Annotated in this window: 15 protein-coding genes and 2 pseudogenes; 13 read left to right on the top strand and 4 right to left on the bottom strand. The window is 46.3% G+C overall.

Annotation, left to right across the window (positions count from 1 at the left end; all coding sequences use genetic code 11):
* Nucleotides 1-187 precede the first annotated feature (187 nt).
* The 3 genes and pseudogenes from HU147_RS12140 to HU147_RS19615 form a co-directional block, all read left to right on the top strand.
* Nucleotides 188-1,135, top strand: coding sequence for a cation diffusion facilitator family transporter (locus HU147_RS12140; protein ID WP_224076486.1), 948 nt, complete (start codon nucleotides 188-190; stop codon nucleotides 1,133-1,135).
* 267 nt (nucleotides 1,136-1,402) lie between these two features.
* Nucleotides 1,403-2,108, top strand: a pseudogene (locus tag HU147_RS19620) (GAF domain-containing protein); the annotation flags it as partial.
* 125 nt (nucleotides 2,109-2,233) lie between these two features.
* Nucleotides 2,234-3,478: pseudogene (locus HU147_RS19615) on the top strand (ATP-binding protein); the annotation flags it as partial.
* A 52-nt stretch (nucleotides 3,479-3,530) separates the two neighbouring features.
* Here HU147_RS19615 and HU147_RS12130 read toward each other — a convergent pair.
* Together HU147_RS12130 and HU147_RS12125 are read right to left on the bottom strand one after the other, a co-directional pair.
* Nucleotides 3,531-4,073, bottom strand: a complete 543-nt coding sequence (locus tag HU147_RS12130) for an ECF transporter S component (RefSeq protein WP_224076544.1) — start codon at nucleotides 4,071-4,073, stop codon at nucleotides 3,531-3,533.
* 256 nt (nucleotides 4,074-4,329) lie between these two features.
* On the bottom strand, nucleotides 4,330-4,764 hold the full coding sequence (locus HU147_RS12125; RefSeq protein ID WP_224076484.1) for a DUF2809 domain-containing protein: 435 nt from the start codon (nucleotides 4,762-4,764) through the stop codon (nucleotides 4,330-4,332).
* Between the two features lie 176 nt (nucleotides 4,765-4,940).
* Between HU147_RS12125 and HU147_RS12120 the strand changes: the two genes are divergently transcribed.
* The 4 genes from HU147_RS12120 (at nucleotide 4,941) to HU147_RS12105 (ending at nucleotide 8,548) form a co-directional block, all read left to right on the top strand.
* On the top strand, nucleotides 4,941-5,936 hold the full coding sequence (locus tag HU147_RS12120) for a macro domain-containing protein (RefSeq protein ID WP_224076483.1): 996 nt from the start codon (nucleotides 4,941-4,943) through the stop codon (nucleotides 5,934-5,936).
* Nucleotides 5,937-6,018: 82 nt separating this feature from the next.
* Nucleotides 6,019-6,666 carry a vWA domain-containing protein gene (locus tag HU147_RS12115; protein ID WP_224076482.1) on the top strand — a complete coding sequence of 216 codons (648 nt, stop codon included), beginning with the start codon at nucleotides 6,019-6,021 and terminating at the stop codon, nucleotides 6,664-6,666.
* A gap of 196 nt (nucleotides 6,667-6,862) precedes the next feature.
* Entirely contained in the window at nucleotides 6,863-7,423 is a 561-nt protein-coding gene (locus tag HU147_RS12110; RefSeq protein ID WP_224076481.1) for an alpha/beta hydrolase, read from the top strand.
* Between the two features lie 144 nt (nucleotides 7,424-7,567).
* Entirely contained in the window at nucleotides 7,568-8,548 is a 981-nt protein-coding gene (locus HU147_RS12105; RefSeq protein WP_224076480.1) for an aldo/keto reductase, read from the top strand.
* A 74-nt stretch (nucleotides 8,549-8,622) separates the two neighbouring features.
* Here the strand turns inward: HU147_RS12105 and HU147_RS12100 are convergent, their stop codons facing one another.
* On the bottom strand, nucleotides 8,623-9,651 hold the full coding sequence (locus HU147_RS12100) for an alpha/beta fold hydrolase (protein ID WP_224076479.1): 1,029 nt from the start codon (nucleotides 9,649-9,651) through the stop codon (nucleotides 8,623-8,625).
* A 201-nt stretch (nucleotides 9,652-9,852) separates the two neighbouring features.
* On the opposite strand from HU147_RS12100, the gene HU147_RS12095 reads away from it, so the two are divergent.
* Nucleotides 9,853-10,872 (top strand): zinc-binding alcohol dehydrogenase family protein, encoded by a 1,020-nt coding sequence (locus HU147_RS12095; protein WP_263427844.1) that lies wholly within the window; start codon nucleotides 9,853-9,855, stop codon nucleotides 10,870-10,872.
* Between the two features lie 53 nt (nucleotides 10,873-10,925).
* Entirely contained in the window at nucleotides 10,926-12,524 is a 1,599-nt protein-coding gene (locus HU147_RS12090; RefSeq protein ID WP_224076477.1) for a pyruvate oxidase, read from the top strand.
* A 31-nt stretch (nucleotides 12,525-12,555) separates the two neighbouring features.
* On the opposite strand, the gene HU147_RS12085 is transcribed toward HU147_RS12090, so the two are convergent.
* Nucleotides 12,556-12,966, bottom strand: a complete 411-nt coding sequence (locus HU147_RS12085; RefSeq protein WP_224076476.1) for a DUF4275 family protein — start codon at nucleotides 12,964-12,966, stop codon at nucleotides 12,556-12,558.
* 168 nt (nucleotides 12,967-13,134) lie between these two features.
* Between HU147_RS12085 and HU147_RS12080 the strand changes: the two genes are divergently transcribed.
* The 4 genes from HU147_RS12080 to HU147_RS12065 all read left to right on the top strand — a co-directional run bounded on the left by HU147_RS12080 (nucleotide 13,135) and on the right by HU147_RS12065 (nucleotide 17,026).
* Nucleotides 13,135-13,626: a DUF1648 domain-containing protein gene (locus HU147_RS12080; protein WP_224076475.1), complete on the top strand. Its 492-nt coding sequence runs from the start codon at nucleotides 13,135-13,137 to the stop codon at nucleotides 13,624-13,626.
* Between the two features lie 394 nt (nucleotides 13,627-14,020).
* The gene (locus HU147_RS12075; RefSeq protein WP_224076474.1) at nucleotides 14,021-14,629 is read left to right on the top strand and encodes a TetR/AcrR family transcriptional regulator; all 609 of its coding nucleotides are present in this window, start codon (nucleotides 14,021-14,023) and stop codon (nucleotides 14,627-14,629) included.
* Between the two features lie 397 nt (nucleotides 14,630-15,026).
* The gene (locus HU147_RS12070) at nucleotides 15,027-15,893 is read left to right on the top strand and encodes a MurR/RpiR family transcriptional regulator (protein WP_317985518.1); all 867 of its coding nucleotides are present in this window, start codon (nucleotides 15,027-15,029) and stop codon (nucleotides 15,891-15,893) included.
* Entirely contained in the window at nucleotides 15,890-17,026 is a 1,137-nt protein-coding gene (locus tag HU147_RS12065) for a M20 peptidase aminoacylase family protein (RefSeq protein WP_224076473.1), read from the top strand. The genes HU147_RS12070 and HU147_RS12065 overlap by 4 nt, the downstream gene beginning before the upstream one ends.
* Nucleotides 17,027-17,031: the final 5 nt, after the last annotated feature.

Raw genomic sequence — 17,031 nt, 5'->3', positions numbered from 1 at the left:
CTTTTGGTTTATAGGATTAACAGAAAAGGAATTATATACTGTATAGGCTTTCACGTCCTGTTTTTTTAAGTTCATCAAGGCGATACTAAGCTTGGGACAGTATGGGATCCAGCATTTGGGCACCCTGATACTGCTTTTATAAACGTTTAATAAAACTTTGGCTGTCGAGGCTAAGGGGGGAGAGAGAATGGGAAACGGCCACGGACATTCCCATACGCATGGTGGGAATAAAAAAACATTATTTATAGCCTTTCTAATAACGACGCTTTTTATGGCGGCAGAGGCAATCGGTGGATTCTTGACCAATAGTTTGGCGCTGATTGCGGACGCGGGGCATATGCTGAGCGATTCCATCTCGCTATTGGTGGGATTTCTGGCATTCACTGTAGGGGAAAAAGCAGCAAGCCAAGCAAAAACGTATGGCTACAAGCGTTTTGAAATACTGGCAGCTGTTTTTAATGGCGTCTCGTTGGTCGCCATTGCCGCTTATATTTTTTACGAAGCGTCCCGCCGTTTTGCCGATCCGCCTGAAGTTGCGTCTGGCGGCATGCTGGCAATTGCGGTAGTCGGGTTGCTGGTCAATGTGCTGGTCGCCTGGATTCTGATGCGTGGCGGCGACACAAAGGAAAACTTGAACATGCGAGCGGCGTTCCTCCATGTACTGGGCGATTTGCTTGGGTCTGTCGGTGCTATTCTGGCCGCATTGCTGATCCTGTATTTTGACTGGGCCTGGGCAGATCCACTCGCAAGTGTTATTGTGGCGGTTCTTGTATTGATCAGCGGCTGGCGCGTCACAAAAGAAGCGATACATGTGTTAATGGAAGGAACTCCGCGCAATGTGGATATCGACGAAGTAGCTGCAGCGATTAACAATGTGCCAGGAATCTGCAATATCCATGATCTGCATGTCTGGAGCATTACCAGCGGGCGAAACGCATTGTCCGGCCACGTTGTCGTAGAAGACAACGTTTCATTTGAAGAAACGCAGACACTGCTGAGAAAATTAGAACATCTATTAAAGGATATGAAAATCGGCCACATAACCATCCAAATTGAAAACAAAGAACATCCGCACGGCGAATCAGTCTTGTGCCAGGATGTTCAACATGAACACGAACATCATCATCAGCATTAGAAGGACATGCAAATCAACTCCTGACCAACCGCAAATCACCGGTTGGTCAGGATTTTTCAATTTAAAAGTATTTTTGTCCTGTTTCAGGTGAAAAATCTATTTCCATTTCCGAATCATTGAAGAAATTAAGAGTTTTCCCTGTTCGTTTTTCTGAAAGAGATGTAAAATAATAGGTAAAAGCTTACAGGAATGAAAATAGTATGGAAACTACAAAAATTAACGGGAATGGAAATTGATGTTCCATGTCCTTGATTGGAGAACAACCGGATGTTGAAGGAACAGACTCGCTATTCCCGACTGGCTAATTTAACAAAAGTCATCAATACAAAGCTGGAGCTTAAAGAAGTGCTGGCGCATGTTACAACAGCGATTTCTGAAGAAATTGTCCAGTGCAATTCGGTGGGGATTTTTTTGCCGCACGAAGACGGCAGCTTCCGGGCGTTCGCAGGAAAGCCTGAGTATATCAATGGCAATTCGTTTGAATCTCAAGTGCTGGATCTGGAAAGAGATTTGCTCGCACAGGAAGTCATTGATAGCCACAAAACAATATATATCCCGGATACGTCAAAAGACCATCGGCCGGATCCAAGGTCCGTTGAAGCATTTGATATTAAATCCCTTTTAGCATTGCCTATTTCTTATGAAAAAGAATTGTTCGGCCTGGTGTTTTTGTTTGACTACGGAACGCCAATGAATTTGACGGAATCAGAAATTCAAAGTGTGGAGGCTTATGTGAACATGGCAGCTGTTGCGATTCAGAATGCAAAAAACTTAGCCCAAAAAGAAAACCTGATTTCTGAAAATCAATTGCTGCTCAATATCACACGCGAACTGTCGATGTGTTCTTCGATCCATGAAAGCATCGATAAATGCTTTTTTTACTTGGAAAAAGTTCTTGGCAGCAAAGTAATGGCTGCTCATTTATTGGATCCGAATGATAAAAAGACTGTATCGTTGACAAAATACAGCAACGAGTACGATCCTGAAGAAGTTGGATGCAATGAAAACTTCCGCGAAGTGCAGACGAATTTAAACTATAGGCAAATCATCCGGCAGGTAATTGATGCCAAAACAGTCCGCTCGGTATTGTTTCCGGCATCGCGGAATTTATTGATCATGCCGCTCGTAGCCATGAATGAAGTGCTAGGAGTCCTTGCCGTGTTGAAATGCGATAACGAAAACGTCCATTATGATGAGTCACAAATTCAAATGGCCCAATCGATCGTCGATACAACCGCGCCGACTTTTTCCCATTTGCTTTATATGGACCAGCTGGAGCACATGGTGGAAAAGCGCACAAGCGAGCTTGCAGCGGCGAATGAAAAAGTGACCAGCGTTATTGAAAGCATCACCGATGGGTTTTTCGCCTTGAACAAAGAATGGGAATTCATCTATATCAACAAGCACCAGCAATTGCCGGAAAACAAAAAGGCGAAAGATGTGATGGGCAAAAATATCTGGGACGTGATCCATCCGGATTCGGCGCCAGCCATGTACAAGGAATTCCACCGCGCCATGTTCGAACGCATTCCGGTGCAATTTGAAATGCCTTCGCTTACGGAAGAGTCCTGGTACGAAGTGGTCGCTTATCCTTTTGATGATGGCATTTGCTGTTTGTTTAAAGATGTAGCCGAGAAAAAGAAATATGAAAAAGAATTGAGAAGGCTGTCCAAACTGGATTTGATCGGCCAAATGGCGGCCGGAATCAGCCATGAAATCCGCAATCCGATGACGACGGTCCGCGGGTTCCTGCAGTTATTGAAACAAGAAAACGAACTGAACCAGCATTTCGGCTATTTTGATTTGATGATTGAAGAACTGGACCGGGCGAACTCAATCATTACGGAATTTCTGTCAATGGGAAATACACGTACTTCGGATTTGCAAATGATAGATTTGAATGCATTGATTTGCGAAATTGCGCCGCTCATCAAAATCGATACGTTCAACCAAAACAAACTGATTGAGTTCAATACTCAGCAAATACCGGAAATGCTATTGAACCGCAACGAAATCCGGCAATTGGTGATTAACTTATGCCGGAACGGCTTGGAAGCGATGCATGAAGGGCAAGTGTTGACCATCAGCACTTATCAAAACCTCGATGGCTGTGTCGTTTTGGCGATCCAGGATGAAGGAGAAGGCATATTGCCGGAGGTCCTGGAGAAAGTGGGAACGCCGTTCTATACCACAAAAGACAATGGAACCGGACTCGGCCTTGGCATCAGTTATGCCATTGCAGCCCGGCATAACGCGACAATTGATATAGAAACGGGACCTGAAGGCACAACGTTCTTTACGACGTTCTGCTATAAAGACAAAGACAATGAATTGAATAAGTAAATGCGAAAAGGAGAAGTTTTGGGCAGCCAAAACTTCTCCTTTTTCTATGGGTTTATTTGAAAAACGGCACTTTTTTAAGCGCAATCACTGCCGGAATTGCTACAAGCAAGCCGACGACGTTTTGCACGATATTGCCGGGAATTGAAGCGGCCGGCACGATAAAGCTGTTGAAAATGATGGCTTCACCGACGTAATAGATGGCAATCATAACCGGAATCGATACGATGGCAGCCAGGATGTTGAAGCCTTTACTATTTCCTGAACGACCGGCTGACCAGGCGATTTTACCGACAAGGTAACCCTGCAGTCCACGGGCAATGATGGAAATGGGTGCCCAAAGCGTCCAACCTGAAATCAGATCGAACAGCCCCATACCGACAGCGCCGGCAATGGCGCCTTTTTTCGGTCCGAATAGCATCGAAATGATAAAGAGCATCGCAGTGCCAAGATGCACCAATCCGCCATTGGCAGTAATCGGCAATTTGATATTAAGCAAAAGCGTCGCAACAAACACAAGGGCGATGGCCATCGCAGTCAGGATTAAGTCAAACGTTTTAGCGCGGGAATAAGTGGGAGCGGCCGTTGTTTTTTGCATAATTGTAACCATCCTTATCGTCAGTATTTTTTGATAAGGTTAACATTAGCAAATCCGTGGCCTACTTAAAAGTATCAATATGCGAAAAAACTTAGGGGTCAGTTTCAGGTGTGCGGTGCCGTATAAGCAAAAAAGAACCGAGGTTTGCTTCGGGAAATTTTAAGGAACAACCCAAGATGTTTTACATGTTGCCTGATGCGGGTATTTTCGCTTGCCATCTTGCATTGCAGATTTTCCATGCCGGAAAAACAGCCGGCTATCGAGTTATACGAGAAAGCACTATTTTTTCAAGAAGGGCGCCTACAGCAATGCCGACTGCATAACGAAACAAATCAACCGTCAAAAAGCCATGGCCCAATACCAAAGAGCCGAGGACCGTGTTTCGAACTTCGTTGATCCAATCCCCCTGATACAGCTGGCTCACTTCGATGCTGAAGCAGAAAAGAATCGCCATTCCGAGCGCTGTAGAAACCGATTTTTTAACAAGCAAAAAGCGGAAGCCGAAATAAATCATCATCGCCCATATTGCATCGCCTCCGTGCTGCGAGACAAACGACGGAAGAATTTCATCAAAGCGCCTGGACGCTAAGCCAAGAGCCATGCATAGAACGGCAGCACCAATAAATAAAATTCGTAAATAAAAAATTTGCGAGGGCGGTGGTTTGTTGAACTGCTTTTTCTCTGTCATCATGGGCATTCTCCATTCTTCCAGTTTTAACGGTTTAAAACTGAAAAAGTTCCTGGAGCTTTTACGAAAAGCTAAAAATTAGGGTAAACTTTAACTTACGAATCGTCATTTGATTTTTCTGCAAATGCTGGCATTCCGGGCAGGCTATTGGTAACTTGAAAGTAAGGAGAGTGAAAAAGATGTCACTTGAAATTGTACGCAATGATATTACAAAAATGCAGACCGGGGCGATTGTCAATGCCGCGAATTCATCGCTGCAAATGGGCGGCGGGGTTTGCGGAGCGATTTTCCGCGCTGCGGGAGCCAGGGAATTGCAGGCTGCCTGCGACCGGATTGGCCATTGCCCAACCGGAGGAGCTGTCGAGACGCCTGCTTTTCAATTGCATGCCGATTACATCATCCATGCGGTCGGGCCAATTTGGCGGGGCGGCAATGAAAGCGAGGAAGAATTGCTGCGGTCCTGCTACAAAAATTCACTGGAACTTGCGGCTTCGCTCGGTTGTGAATCGATTGCTTTTCCGCTCATTTCTGCGGGCATTTATGGATACCCGAAAGACCAGGCGCTGCAGGTCGCCATTTCGGAAATCCATCATTTTTTGCTGGAACATGAAATGCTCGTCTTTGTTGTCGTGTTTGACAAGCAATCGTTCAGCATCAGTGAGAAATTGTACCGATCGGTCAAGCAGTTTGTCGATGAAAATTATATTGAAGAACAGGAAATCCGCTATCCCCGGAACCGCCGGATTCTGGAGCAGGACGTTATGGCGGATGCGGCATTTGGGCAATTGGAGCAATCCATTTCACAGAGCGGGCTGGAAGAAGCGCTAAAGCGCATGGATGAACCATTTTCGATGCGTTTGCTGCGGTTTATCGACGAAAAAAACATGAGCGATGTGGATACTTATAAAAAAGCGAATATCGACCGCAAACTGTTCTCGAAAATCCGCAATTCCAAGAACTACACACCGATGAAAAAAACAGTCATCGCTTTTGCAATCGCCTTGCGTCTCGATTTGGAAGAAACAGAAGAACTGTTGGAGTCGGCAGGCTATGCCTTGAGCCGCAGCAATAAGTTTGATGTCATCATCGAATATTTCATTGAACAGGAAAATTACGGCATCCATGAAATCAATGAAGCTCTGTTTGCCTTTGACCAGCCATTGCTCGGCGCTTAAAGTGTCGCTTTTCAGGCGACCCGCCTAAAGTGAAAAAAGTCTATCCTTTAGTTGTAGAACACAATTAAAGGAGGAGTTTTAAATGGCGAAGAACGACAGTACAGAATTGGTGTTTATTCTCGATAAAAGCGGTTCTATGGGCGGACTGGAAAGCGACACAATCGGCGGATTCAACGCCCTGCTCAACAAACAGAAAAAAGAAGCGGGCGAAGTGAAAGTCACGACGGTGCTGTTTAACCACCATTACGAACTTCTTCACGACAGGCTGCCGATCAATGGCATTTCTCCTTTGACGGAAAGGGACTACGAAGTGGGCGGCACCACGGCGCTGCTTGACGCCGTTGGTTCAACTATCAACAAAATAGGCAATGTGCAAAAACGGACAAGCGAAGACCAGCGTGCGGGGAAAGTGCTTTTTGTCGTCACGACGGACGGGCTGGAAAATGCCAGCTGTGAATATACCCACAAAAAGATCCAGTCGATGATCAACCGGCAAAAAGAAGCCTACGGTTGGGAATTCATTTTTATCGGAGCGAATATTGACGCAGTTAAAACCGCAAAAGAGTTTGGCATCGCGGAAGAATTTGCGGTTAATTACCATGCCGATGAAGAAGGGACAGAACTGAACTACCGAGTGATGAGCGAAACCATCAGTTCGTTCCGGCAAGGGAAGAAATTGGACCGTTCCTGGAAAAAAGATATTGAAACGGATTTTGAATCCCGCAAATGAACCGCTGCTTTGAAACAAGGGAATTTGTTTAATTTAAATCGACGAGGCCATCAACGATCATTCCGTTGATGGTTTTTTTATTTGCAGTGAAGTTCTTTAGCAAAGCCCCTTTTAAAATATTCCGATCCAAATTGAAGCTTTTTTTGTCAATACCGGGTATCTCTTTATATAGAAGAAAAGAAAAGAGGCGAGTAAAGTGAAAAAGCAAATCTTGTTCGTTCACAGTGCCGGTCCGCAAGGCGAAACGCAAGGGAGCAGTGGCTTGATTCGTTATTTGGAAAAGGAGTTGGGCGAAGAATTCGAACTGCGCCACCCGGCTATGCCCGAACCAAGAAATCCGGTGTACGAAGACTGGAAACAGCAAATAAAAGAGGGGTTTACCGATTTTAAAAAGGGCGCTATTTTGATCGGCCATTCATTGGGCGGTTCGGCGCTGCTGAAACTTCTGTCGGAAGAAAAAATGGAACCTCGTATTTCTGCTCTCATCTTAATTGCTTCACCGGTATGGGGGATGAACACCGATTGGGACAAAGAAGATTTTCTGTTGGCTCCCGGCTTTTCATCAAACCTGCCGGAAGACTTGGATATTTTCCTTTTTTATAGTGTTGATGAAGAAGTGGTGCCATTTGAACATGCAGAAAAGTATGCTGAACTGCTTCCGTCAGCCCGCCTTAGACAAATTCCCGGCACCAGCCATTTGTTTGAAAACGGCTTGCCGGAACTTGTAGAAGAAATTAAGCGCATCAAGCTGAAATGAAATTCAGATTTGCAAAAATGAAAAAAGGGTATAGGAGCGTATAAATTTTTCAGCTTTTATTGCCACGGACAATGCGCGCACAGTTGAATGATTCAGCTTCAATTGAAATTCACTACAATACCAAACAGAAAGAGTGGGATAAGCGTGGAAAAAAGAAAACTTGGCAAGCAAGGTCTGGAAGTTTCGGCAATCGGCTTAGGATGCATGGGCATGTCGGAATTCTACAGCGGCCGGGACGATCAGGAGTCCTTCAAAACCATCCATCACGCCATTGAAAAAGGCATTACACTGTTGGACACTGCTGATATGTATGGGGTTGGGGCCAATGAAGAATTGGTGGGGCGTGCAATCAGAGGGAAGCGGGAGCAAGTGATTGTTGCCACCAAATTCGGCAATGTCCGAGGCGAAGACGGCTCTTTTCAAGGCATCAATGGACACCCGGACTATGTGAAAAAAGCATGCGATGCCAGCCTTATCCGCTTGGGTCTTGATACCATCGATTTGTATTACCAGCACCGGGTCGACCCGAACGTGCCCATCGAAGAAACAATCGGTGCGATGAGCGACTTGGTCCAGGAAGGGAAAGTCCGTTATCTCGGCATGTCGGAAGCGGCGCCAGCAACCATCCGGAAAGCGGCCTCCGTGCATCCGATCAGCGCACTGCAAACCGAATACTCGCTGTGGAGCCGGGATGTGGAAGATGGGATTTTGCCGCTGTGCAGGGAACTCGGCATCGGCTTTGTGCCGTACAGCCCGCTTGGCAGAGGATTTTTAACCGGCCAGATCAAAAGCTTCGAAGATTTGGCGGAAGACGATTACCGCCGAAATTCACCCCGTTTCCAAGGAGAGAACTTTCAGAAAAACTTGGACCTTGTTGCAAAAATCGAAGAAATGGCTGAAGAAAAAGGATGTCGGCCGTCTCAGCTCGCACTTGCCTGGCTGCTCGCTCAAGGCGAGGATATCGTCCCGATTCCGGGAACTAAGCGCATCAAATACCTGGATGAAAATATCGGGGCGCTGGAAGTGGAATTGTCAGAACAGGACTTGGAGCAAATCAATGAAATGGCACCGAAAGGCGCAGCTTCCGGTGACCGGTATCCGGATATGAGAAGTGTAAATCTTTGATGAAAACTTGTTCATTCCACCGGAAGCATTTTCTGTGTCAGAAAATGCTTCCGGTTTTTTGATTGGAACGAGCTTTATTCCCTGGAACCTGTGAACTCTTTTATTTCTGCAGCGAATTCCGTTATCGCATTTACATAAAGTCTTGGTTTAAAGGCATGAATCACATGGTTAGCATGAATTTTCCGGTATTTCATCTGAGGAGCCAACTCTTTTATCCGTTCGGCATCCCGGTCATCCATCGCTCCAATGAGACCATGTTCCGGATAGCGGTGCCAATCGGCATGGAGAACCAGAAGCGGGCAATGCACCCTTTTTAATGCCTCGGCATGGTCGATTCCCTCATAAAAGCGCCCATCGACAAATGCCCGTGCAAAATCCGGATCGAACATCGACAGCGATTTCAACAGGAGGCGCAGGGGCGACGGGAAACCCGTTTCAATGGGCTTGCCGGGATGGGCTTCTTCAAACTTGCGGATTTTTTTGGACAAGTAGCGGACAAATTGCGGGGGCATCCGTTTTGTCCGTGTTTCCGACACCGGCATCTTCATTTCGTTAAAATAATTCGCCAAGTCCCGGTTTGCGGGATCCCCGATATTTTCGACCAGTTTTTTTAACCCGTTATAGACAAAACGGTCCTGTTCTTTGAATCGGGGCATTTCAGCAGAAAATACCGGTGCGTCTTCAAGGACGACGGCTGAAACCAGATGGGACAGGTTGGCCGCGCACCATAAAGCGATGATGCCGCCGGAAGAATTGCCGGCAATCATTGCGGGACGTTTGACTATTCTCTCCAAAAAAGCCTGCATATCTCCTCCGATAATGCGCCAGGAATACTGCCCCGGCGTCCAGCTGGATTTGCCATGCCCACGGATATCCAAGACAAACACCTGGAAGTATCGGGACAAAGGAATCATCACTTTTTGGTAGCTTTCCCACATGCCCGTTTGAGCGGGAATCAGCACAAGCGGCGGACCATGGTTCGGGCCGACAACGTAATTAAGTTTGGCTTCCCCTGTATCAAATTGAAGTTCTTGAAAGCCTGCTTTTTTCAATTTTGGCGAATGGATGACACCGGACAGTTGTTCATAAGGATTCTTGTACATAAAGCGCCTCTTTTCTGTGCTTCAGTTGTCTTCATTATACTCAGTTCACAGAAATTTGCCGGCTGCATTTTATCCAGTCTTTATGAATAAGCTTAAACCGAAATGGAAGGCGTTTTTTAAGAACCTTTTCGGGTAAGCAGTAATTAGGGACTAAAATGGAAATGAAAAAGGAAAGAGGCGAAGCTAGTGGCTCAAGAACAAATGAAAGCATTCGGATTTTATAAAAAGGGAGATGTAGCAAAAGCGCCCCTATTTGAAACGGTTCAATTGGACAGACCTGTACCTAAAGGACGGAATTTGCTGGTCGAAGTGCGCGCCATTTCGGTCAACCCGACGGACTTGCGGACGCGTGATGCCAAAAAAGACAACGATGAATCGTTGACGATCGTCGGGCGGGACGTTGCTGGTGTGGTAGTGGAAACCGGAGATGAATGTTCGTTATTCGAAGCTGGAGATGAAGTATTTTATGCCGGCACAAGTGCGGCGCCCGGCGGCCAAAGCGAATTCCATTTGGTCGACGAACGCCTTGTCGGCAAAAAACCGAAAAGCATTGATTTTGCCCAAGCGGCTGCTTTGCCGCTGACGAGCTTGACGGTATGTGAAGCACTGTTTGACCGTATGAGCATATCCCGTAATGCAGAAGACAATGCCGGGAAGTCGATTTTGATCATTGGTGCAGCAGGCGGCGTCGGTTCTGTCGCAACACAAATCGCGAAATTAGTGGGGCTGACGGTCATTGGAACAGCATCACGTCCGGAAACCGTCGAATGGGCACAAGCTCATGGCGCTGATCATGTCATAAGCCACCGCGAATCGCTTCCGGACCAAGTTAAAGGGCTGGGTATGGAAGGGGTCCACTATATTTTCTGTCTGACCAATATCGATGACCACATGGAGGCAATGGGGGAAATCATTTTGCCGCAAGGAAAAATATGTTCGATTTTGCCCGCCCAAAAACCGATCAACATTGCTTTTTTCTCCAAAAGCGTCACGTTTGCCTATGAGCTGATGTATACCCGCTCCGTTTTCCAGACAGAGGATATGAGTCAGCAGCACCATTATCTTAATGACTTGGCGGACTGGGTGGACGCGGGCAGCATCCAGACGACGTTGAATGACCGGTTTCAGCCCATCAGCATCGAAAACCTGAAGAAAGCTTATGAACAATTGCTGACAGGCCGTACCATCGGAAAAATTGTGCTGGAAGCTCCTTTTGAATAAGCAAGCTGGGAAAGAATGCGCCATCATTAATTCTTGAGAGATGAGGGGAAGCAATGTTTGAGAATACAGCAGGCAGTTATGTAATCGAAGGATTGAAAGAATGGGGCGTAGACCATATCTACGGAATGCCTGGAGATTCTATCAATGAGTTTATGGAGGAATTGCGAAAAGAGGACGCCATTCGATATATCCAGGTGCGGCATGAAGAAACCGGTGCGCTGGCCGCTGCCGCTTATTCGAAACTGACCGGCCAAATCGGTGTCTGCATGTCGATTGCAGGGCCAGGAGCGGTCCATCTTCAAAATGGCTTGTACGATGCCCAAAAAGACAAGACGCCGGTGCTGGCAATTGTCGGTCAAGTGAGCAGTTCGACACTCGGCACGGATACGTTTCAGGAACTGAAATTGGAATCGATGTTTGAAGACGTAGCAGTCTACAATCGGCAAGTGCATGCAGCGGAACAATTGCCGGATATGCTGAATCAGGCAATCCGTACCGCCTATGCTGAAAAAGGGCCGGCCGTGTTGATAGTCTCGGATGATTTATTTGCCGAAAAAATCAAGCGCGATACGCCGTTCACGTCTGCCGCTTACTCAGTTCCGAAAATACGCGCTGCTGAAGAAGACCTTCAGGCTGGCTTGAAATTGATCGGGTCGGCTAAAAAACCCGTTATACTGGCTGGGAAAGGCGCAAAAGGAGCAGGAACGGAGCTGGTAGCCTTTGCTGAGAAAATCAAAGCGCCAATCATTCTTTCGCTGCCTGCCAAAGGAATGGTTCCAGACACCCATCCTTATAATTTGGGCCAGCTTGGGCAGCTCGGCACAGACCCGTCCGAAGAAGTGATGAAAGAAACCGACCTTGTGATTTTGGCAGGCACTGCCTTCCCGTACCGTTCGTATTTGCCGGACCAAGCGCCGGCCATTCAAATCGATATCGAACCGAAAGTGATCGGCAAATATTATCCGGCGACAGTGGGCATAGCGGGAGACCTTGCCCCGACATTGTCCTGGTTCACCGAGAGAGCGGATGAAAAAGAAGGGGATTTCTTAACGAAGTATATCCAAAAACGGGAAACGTGGCATGCGGATCTGCAAAAAGACATGGACAAAGAAACGGATAAGCTGCAGCCGCAGCATGTGCTGGCTGAAGTCCAGCAAGTGATGGACCGTGATGCCGTTATCTCACTCGACGTCGGAAGTGTAACGATCTGGACAGCCAAATATTTGCAGCTTTCCGGCCAATCGCTCGTCGTATCGGCTTGGCTCGCGACAATGGGCTGTGCACTGCCCGGTGCCATTGCTGCGAAACTGGCCTACCCTGACCGGCAGGTGATTGGGCTGGTCGGCGACGGCGGTTTTTCTATCGGCATGCAGGATTTTGTGACAGCTGTTAAATACAATCTGCCGATGACGCTGGTTGTCTTCAATAACCAGAAAATCCAGCTCATTGAAGATGAACAAGAACAAAAAGGCAACCCCGCCGACAATGTGGACCTTGCCAACATCGATTTTGCCGCTTTTGCGAAAGCCTGCGGCGGAATCGGCTATACAGCGAAGAACCGTGCAGAACTAAAAGAAGCATTGGCCAACGCCAAAGTGAGCGGCAAACCGGCCGTCATTGATGCCTATGTAGAGGATATCTCGGCGATATAAGGAATATCGGAACGCCTGAGGCTGGCTCGCCTTAGGCGTTCTTTTTGCGTTCAATGAAGTAAGGGCCGAGATTCTTTTCGTGGGTATTCATAAACGTCCACTGGCCATTCCAGTCCATGACGTATACATCTTCGTCTGCAACCGGAAGCAAAACTGATGCAGTTAAGGTGGCGGCGTTTTCAATCAGATACGCATCATTATGGAGTTCGAAAAAAATGGTGCATTTTTCTTTCGGCTGTTTTTCAAAAGCAGCCACTGCAGCTTCTCCGGAAAGAAAGGCGGTTTCTTCATAGCTGCAAAGATGCCAAAGGTAACTCTTCAAATAGATTTCTTTTTTCTTTTTGGGGGATAAATGGGCCGCAAATCGCTCTTCCCACTGTCCGCGCAAATATTTGCCCCATTTGGGAAGAGCTTTACACTTTAATTCTGGTTGAAATTGCAATATTTGTTCCTCTTTTCACCTTATCGTTTTAGCTGCAACTTCTTTTATTATATGTCTTCATTCTTATGGAAGTCTTTAGAAATTATTTGGCCTACTCCATCCATCCGGCTGTTTTTGAAACCAAAGCCGTTTTTTTTCGTAAAAGAGAAGAAGAGGGGAGGGGACTTTATGGAAAAGCAACCGAAGATTGATCTTCCTAAACCACGCTTGGCTGTTTTTCTCGATGCAGTTGCGTTGCTGGTGTTTGCAGCATTGCTCATTTACTTGATTAGCCAATTTGCTTCTTTGCCGGATAAAGTGCCTGGGCATTATAATGGTGCCGGAGAAGTGGACCGGTGGGGCAGCAAAATGGAATTGTTCATCTTGCCGATCATCGGAGCGGCCATGTGGGTTTTTATGTCCATCACAGAAAAGTACCCACATACTTTCAATTACTTGAATTTTTCCAAGGAGAAAGCTGAAGCCCATTACAGGAACGGAGTATGGATGATCAATGTCCTGAAAAATGAAATCGTCTTGTTGTTCAGTTTTCTAACTTACCAGAACATCCAGGTAGCCGTCGGAAATGCAGAAGGATTAGGGGCAGGGTTCATGCCAATCTTCTTGGCGGTCATCTTTGGCACCATTCTATTTTTTATGGTCCGGATGGTCCGGATATAAGAGGCAAGCACATTACCGTGCTTGCTTTTTTTTTGAAAATCCAGCGGTAGGGGAGGGGAGCCAGCAAGCATTATTTCGCTATTTCTTCAAGCTGCCCATATCCAATTGGCATTTCAAAGGCATTCTAAGACCCATACTGAAAAAAGAGAAAACTATCACTGGATTGAAAAAAGAGGTACAGCAAAAAGCAGAAAACAGAGTTTCCAACGCAGTTTTCCACTGGAAAACCGGGAAACGGTGAGTAATTCACAGCTCCCAACAGTTATCCCCAACCCTGAAAAGTTATTAACTATTTGACGATACAACTGTATTAAAAAGATAGATTCAGGCTATTTTATTTGATACAATTGTATTATTTTATTGAATATTAATAGTATTCTGATAAAATAGGGGTATGCCAAAACTTACAAACCACGAAGAAGTTAAACAATCAATCGCTGAAGCCGCGTGGAAAGTCATACTAGAACTTGGGATGGAAGGAGCTTCTGTAAGGACAATTGCAAAAGAAGCGGACTTGTCGCTTGGTGCGCTTCGCTACTATTTCAAGACCCAGGATGAATTGGTCGCGTATTCCCGGGAGCTTGTATACAAAAGAACAGCAGAAAGGATGGGTAGGGTATTCAAGCTGGACATGCCGCCAAAAGACAAAATTGTTCAAGTGCTGCTGAATTTACTGCCGTCTTCTGAGGAAAAACGGCTGGAAGTGGAAGCGCGGCTGGTGTTTAAAGTGTACACGCGCCATAAAGGAGAGAAGTTCGATGCCCAGCAAGACAGTGTTTATTTGGCTATAAAAGAGGTTATGTCTTATCTCGTATTGCTGAATTTATTGAAGAAGGATGCTGATTTGCATCTGGAAACAGAGAGGCTGTACTGCTTGATGGACGGCTTGACACTGGATGCTATGATCCGGCCGGAATTATTAGAAGCAAACCGAATGAAAAGAATCATCATTTATCATCTGAATTCAAGTTGCAATGAAGAGTTCGGGAATGTCGGGTGGTAAGAAGTTATAGCAAAAACAAGTGCTTTGCATAAAGATGCATTGTTTTTAAATTCATATATTATTATTATGTAAACTAAAAAAGCGATTATTTCATTCTAATTTTCATAAACTATAAGCAACTTCTTTTAAGCCAGCCTTTAATAAGGCTGGCTTTTTATCGTGCTTTGGTGTCGGGGAACAAAAGATCTGCAGTTTTCGTACGTTAATTATTTAAAGGTGACGAGGAAGAAGTGAAATATGGTTTTCCTTTCCACCAACTGAGAAACGGCAAAATAGTTAAAATTATTTGCATGCGATATATTGCATTTTTAAGAATTGTGTGATAAATTAATCAAAACATAAATGAAGCTTAAACTTCATAATTATCAAAAAAGATGCCTTTACTTCAAAAAGGAAGATGACTATGAATTTAATGGAATTGATTCGCGAACAATACAACGATTTGTCCAAGAGCCAAAAGAAAGTTGCAGCATATGTCTTGGACCATCCCAGAAAGATAGCCTTAGAACCTGCGCAGGATGTAGGCGAATCCATTGGTGTCAGTGAAACGACGGTGATCCGGTTTTGCTACAGCCTCGAATTATCAGGATACGCTGAACTGCAAAAAGCGATTCGTGAACAACTGTTTTCCCGGGAAAGCAGTTTGAATGCCTACCAGCAATCCAAAATGGAACTGGAAGAGCAGCCGCATTTTTTGGAAGAAGTGATGGAGCGCGATAGGATGGCCATCTCAGAGACGATGGAACAGATCGACGAAACGCATTATGAAGCGGCTGTAAAAAAACTGTCGGAAGCAGACACTGTATACGTTTTGGGTCTCCGTTCTTCATTTGCTTCAGCGAATTGGCTGTCATTTACGCTTAATCTTGTCCGCGGAAACGTGCACCAAATAAGGCCGGAATCGCAGGACGTGCTGCAGGTATTGAATGATATGGACGCCAATTCCGTGTTGATCGTCGTATCGTTTCACCGCTATTTAAAAGAACCGATACGGCTGGCTGAGCTCGCGAAGCGGCAAGGCGCTTTTGTTATCGGCATTTCTGATGCACCGCTCGCTCCGATTCATGCACACAGTGATGTGCTTTTTTCAATCTATTCGCCAAACAAATCGACGCTGGATGCAACAGCGCCGCTATTCTCATTCTTGAACGCGCTCGTAGCCGGCGTAGTAGTAAAAAACAAAGAAAAGTTCCATAAAAGGCAGGAACGCTATCAAGCTTTGGACAGTGATTTCTTATTTACAGAAGGAGACGATTCCCATTGAAAACTATTTTGGATGAAATAAAACCAATAGCTGAAGAAGTGTTTCAGCACCTGCATGCTAATCCGGAAATCAGCTGGCAGGAAGTGGAGACGACCCGCTATTTAAAAAACCTGCTGGAGGGCGAAGGCTTCAGCGTCGAAACTTTTGATGATTCGACCGGGCTTGTGGTAACAGTCGGAAGCGGCGAACCATGCGTCGGGCTTCGCACAGACATTGATGCCTTGTGGCAGGAAGTGGACGGCACCTATCAGGCCAATCATTCCTGCGGACATGATGCGCATATGACGCTTGCAGTCGGAGCGCTTTTGACGCTAAAAAAACTTGGCATACCCGAGAAGGGCCGCTTAAAAGTGATTTTTCAGCCGGCAGAAGAAAAAGGGACAGGTGCTTTGTCATTCGTTGAAAAAGGAATTGTCGACGACATCGATTTTCTGTACGGCGTCCATCTTCGCCCGGTTCAGGAAATTGGCCATGGCTATGCTGCTCCCGCAATTATGCACGGTTCAGCCAAAATGCTGAAAGGCGCAATACGCGGAACCGATGCCCACGGCGCCCGGCCGCACGAAGGGCAAAATGCGATTGAAGTGATGGCTCTCTTGGTACAAGCAATCCGTTCAATCCATATCAACCCGATGGTGCCGCATTCAGCGAAAGTGACGATGTTCCAGGCAGGAGGCGAATCTGCAAACATCATTCCGGGAAATGCGGTATTCAGCATTGATATGCGCGCACAGACGAACAGCGCGATGGAAGAATTGTTTGCGCAAGTCGATCGAGCGATCCGGTCTGTTGCAGAACTGGCGGGTGTGGAAATTTCTTATGAGACCATCGCAGAAATTGCGGCTGCGGAAGTGGATGAAACGGCAGTCCGCTTAATGGGCGAAGCCATCGCCCAAACGCTGGGAGAAGAATTCTTGGTACCGCCCATTGTGACGCCGGGAGGGGAAGATTTTCATTTTTATACGTTAAAACGCCCCACGGTCAAAGCTTCTATGCTTGGTCTTGGCTGCGATTTATCCCCGGGGCTGCATCATCCGGCTATGACGTTCAATCAAGAGAGTTTAATCGTCGGCATCGAAATTCTTGCCCGGACCGTCCAGCAGACTTTTGAACATCTGGAACAAGGGAAGTGACGGAA

It is taken from the genome of Planococcus chinensis (assembly GCF_020071995.1).
GTDB classification, from domain to species: Bacteria; Bacillota; Bacilli; order Bacillales_A; family Planococcaceae; genus Planococcus; species Planococcus chinensis_A.
This window is presented reverse-complemented; position numbering and strand designations above follow the sequence as displayed.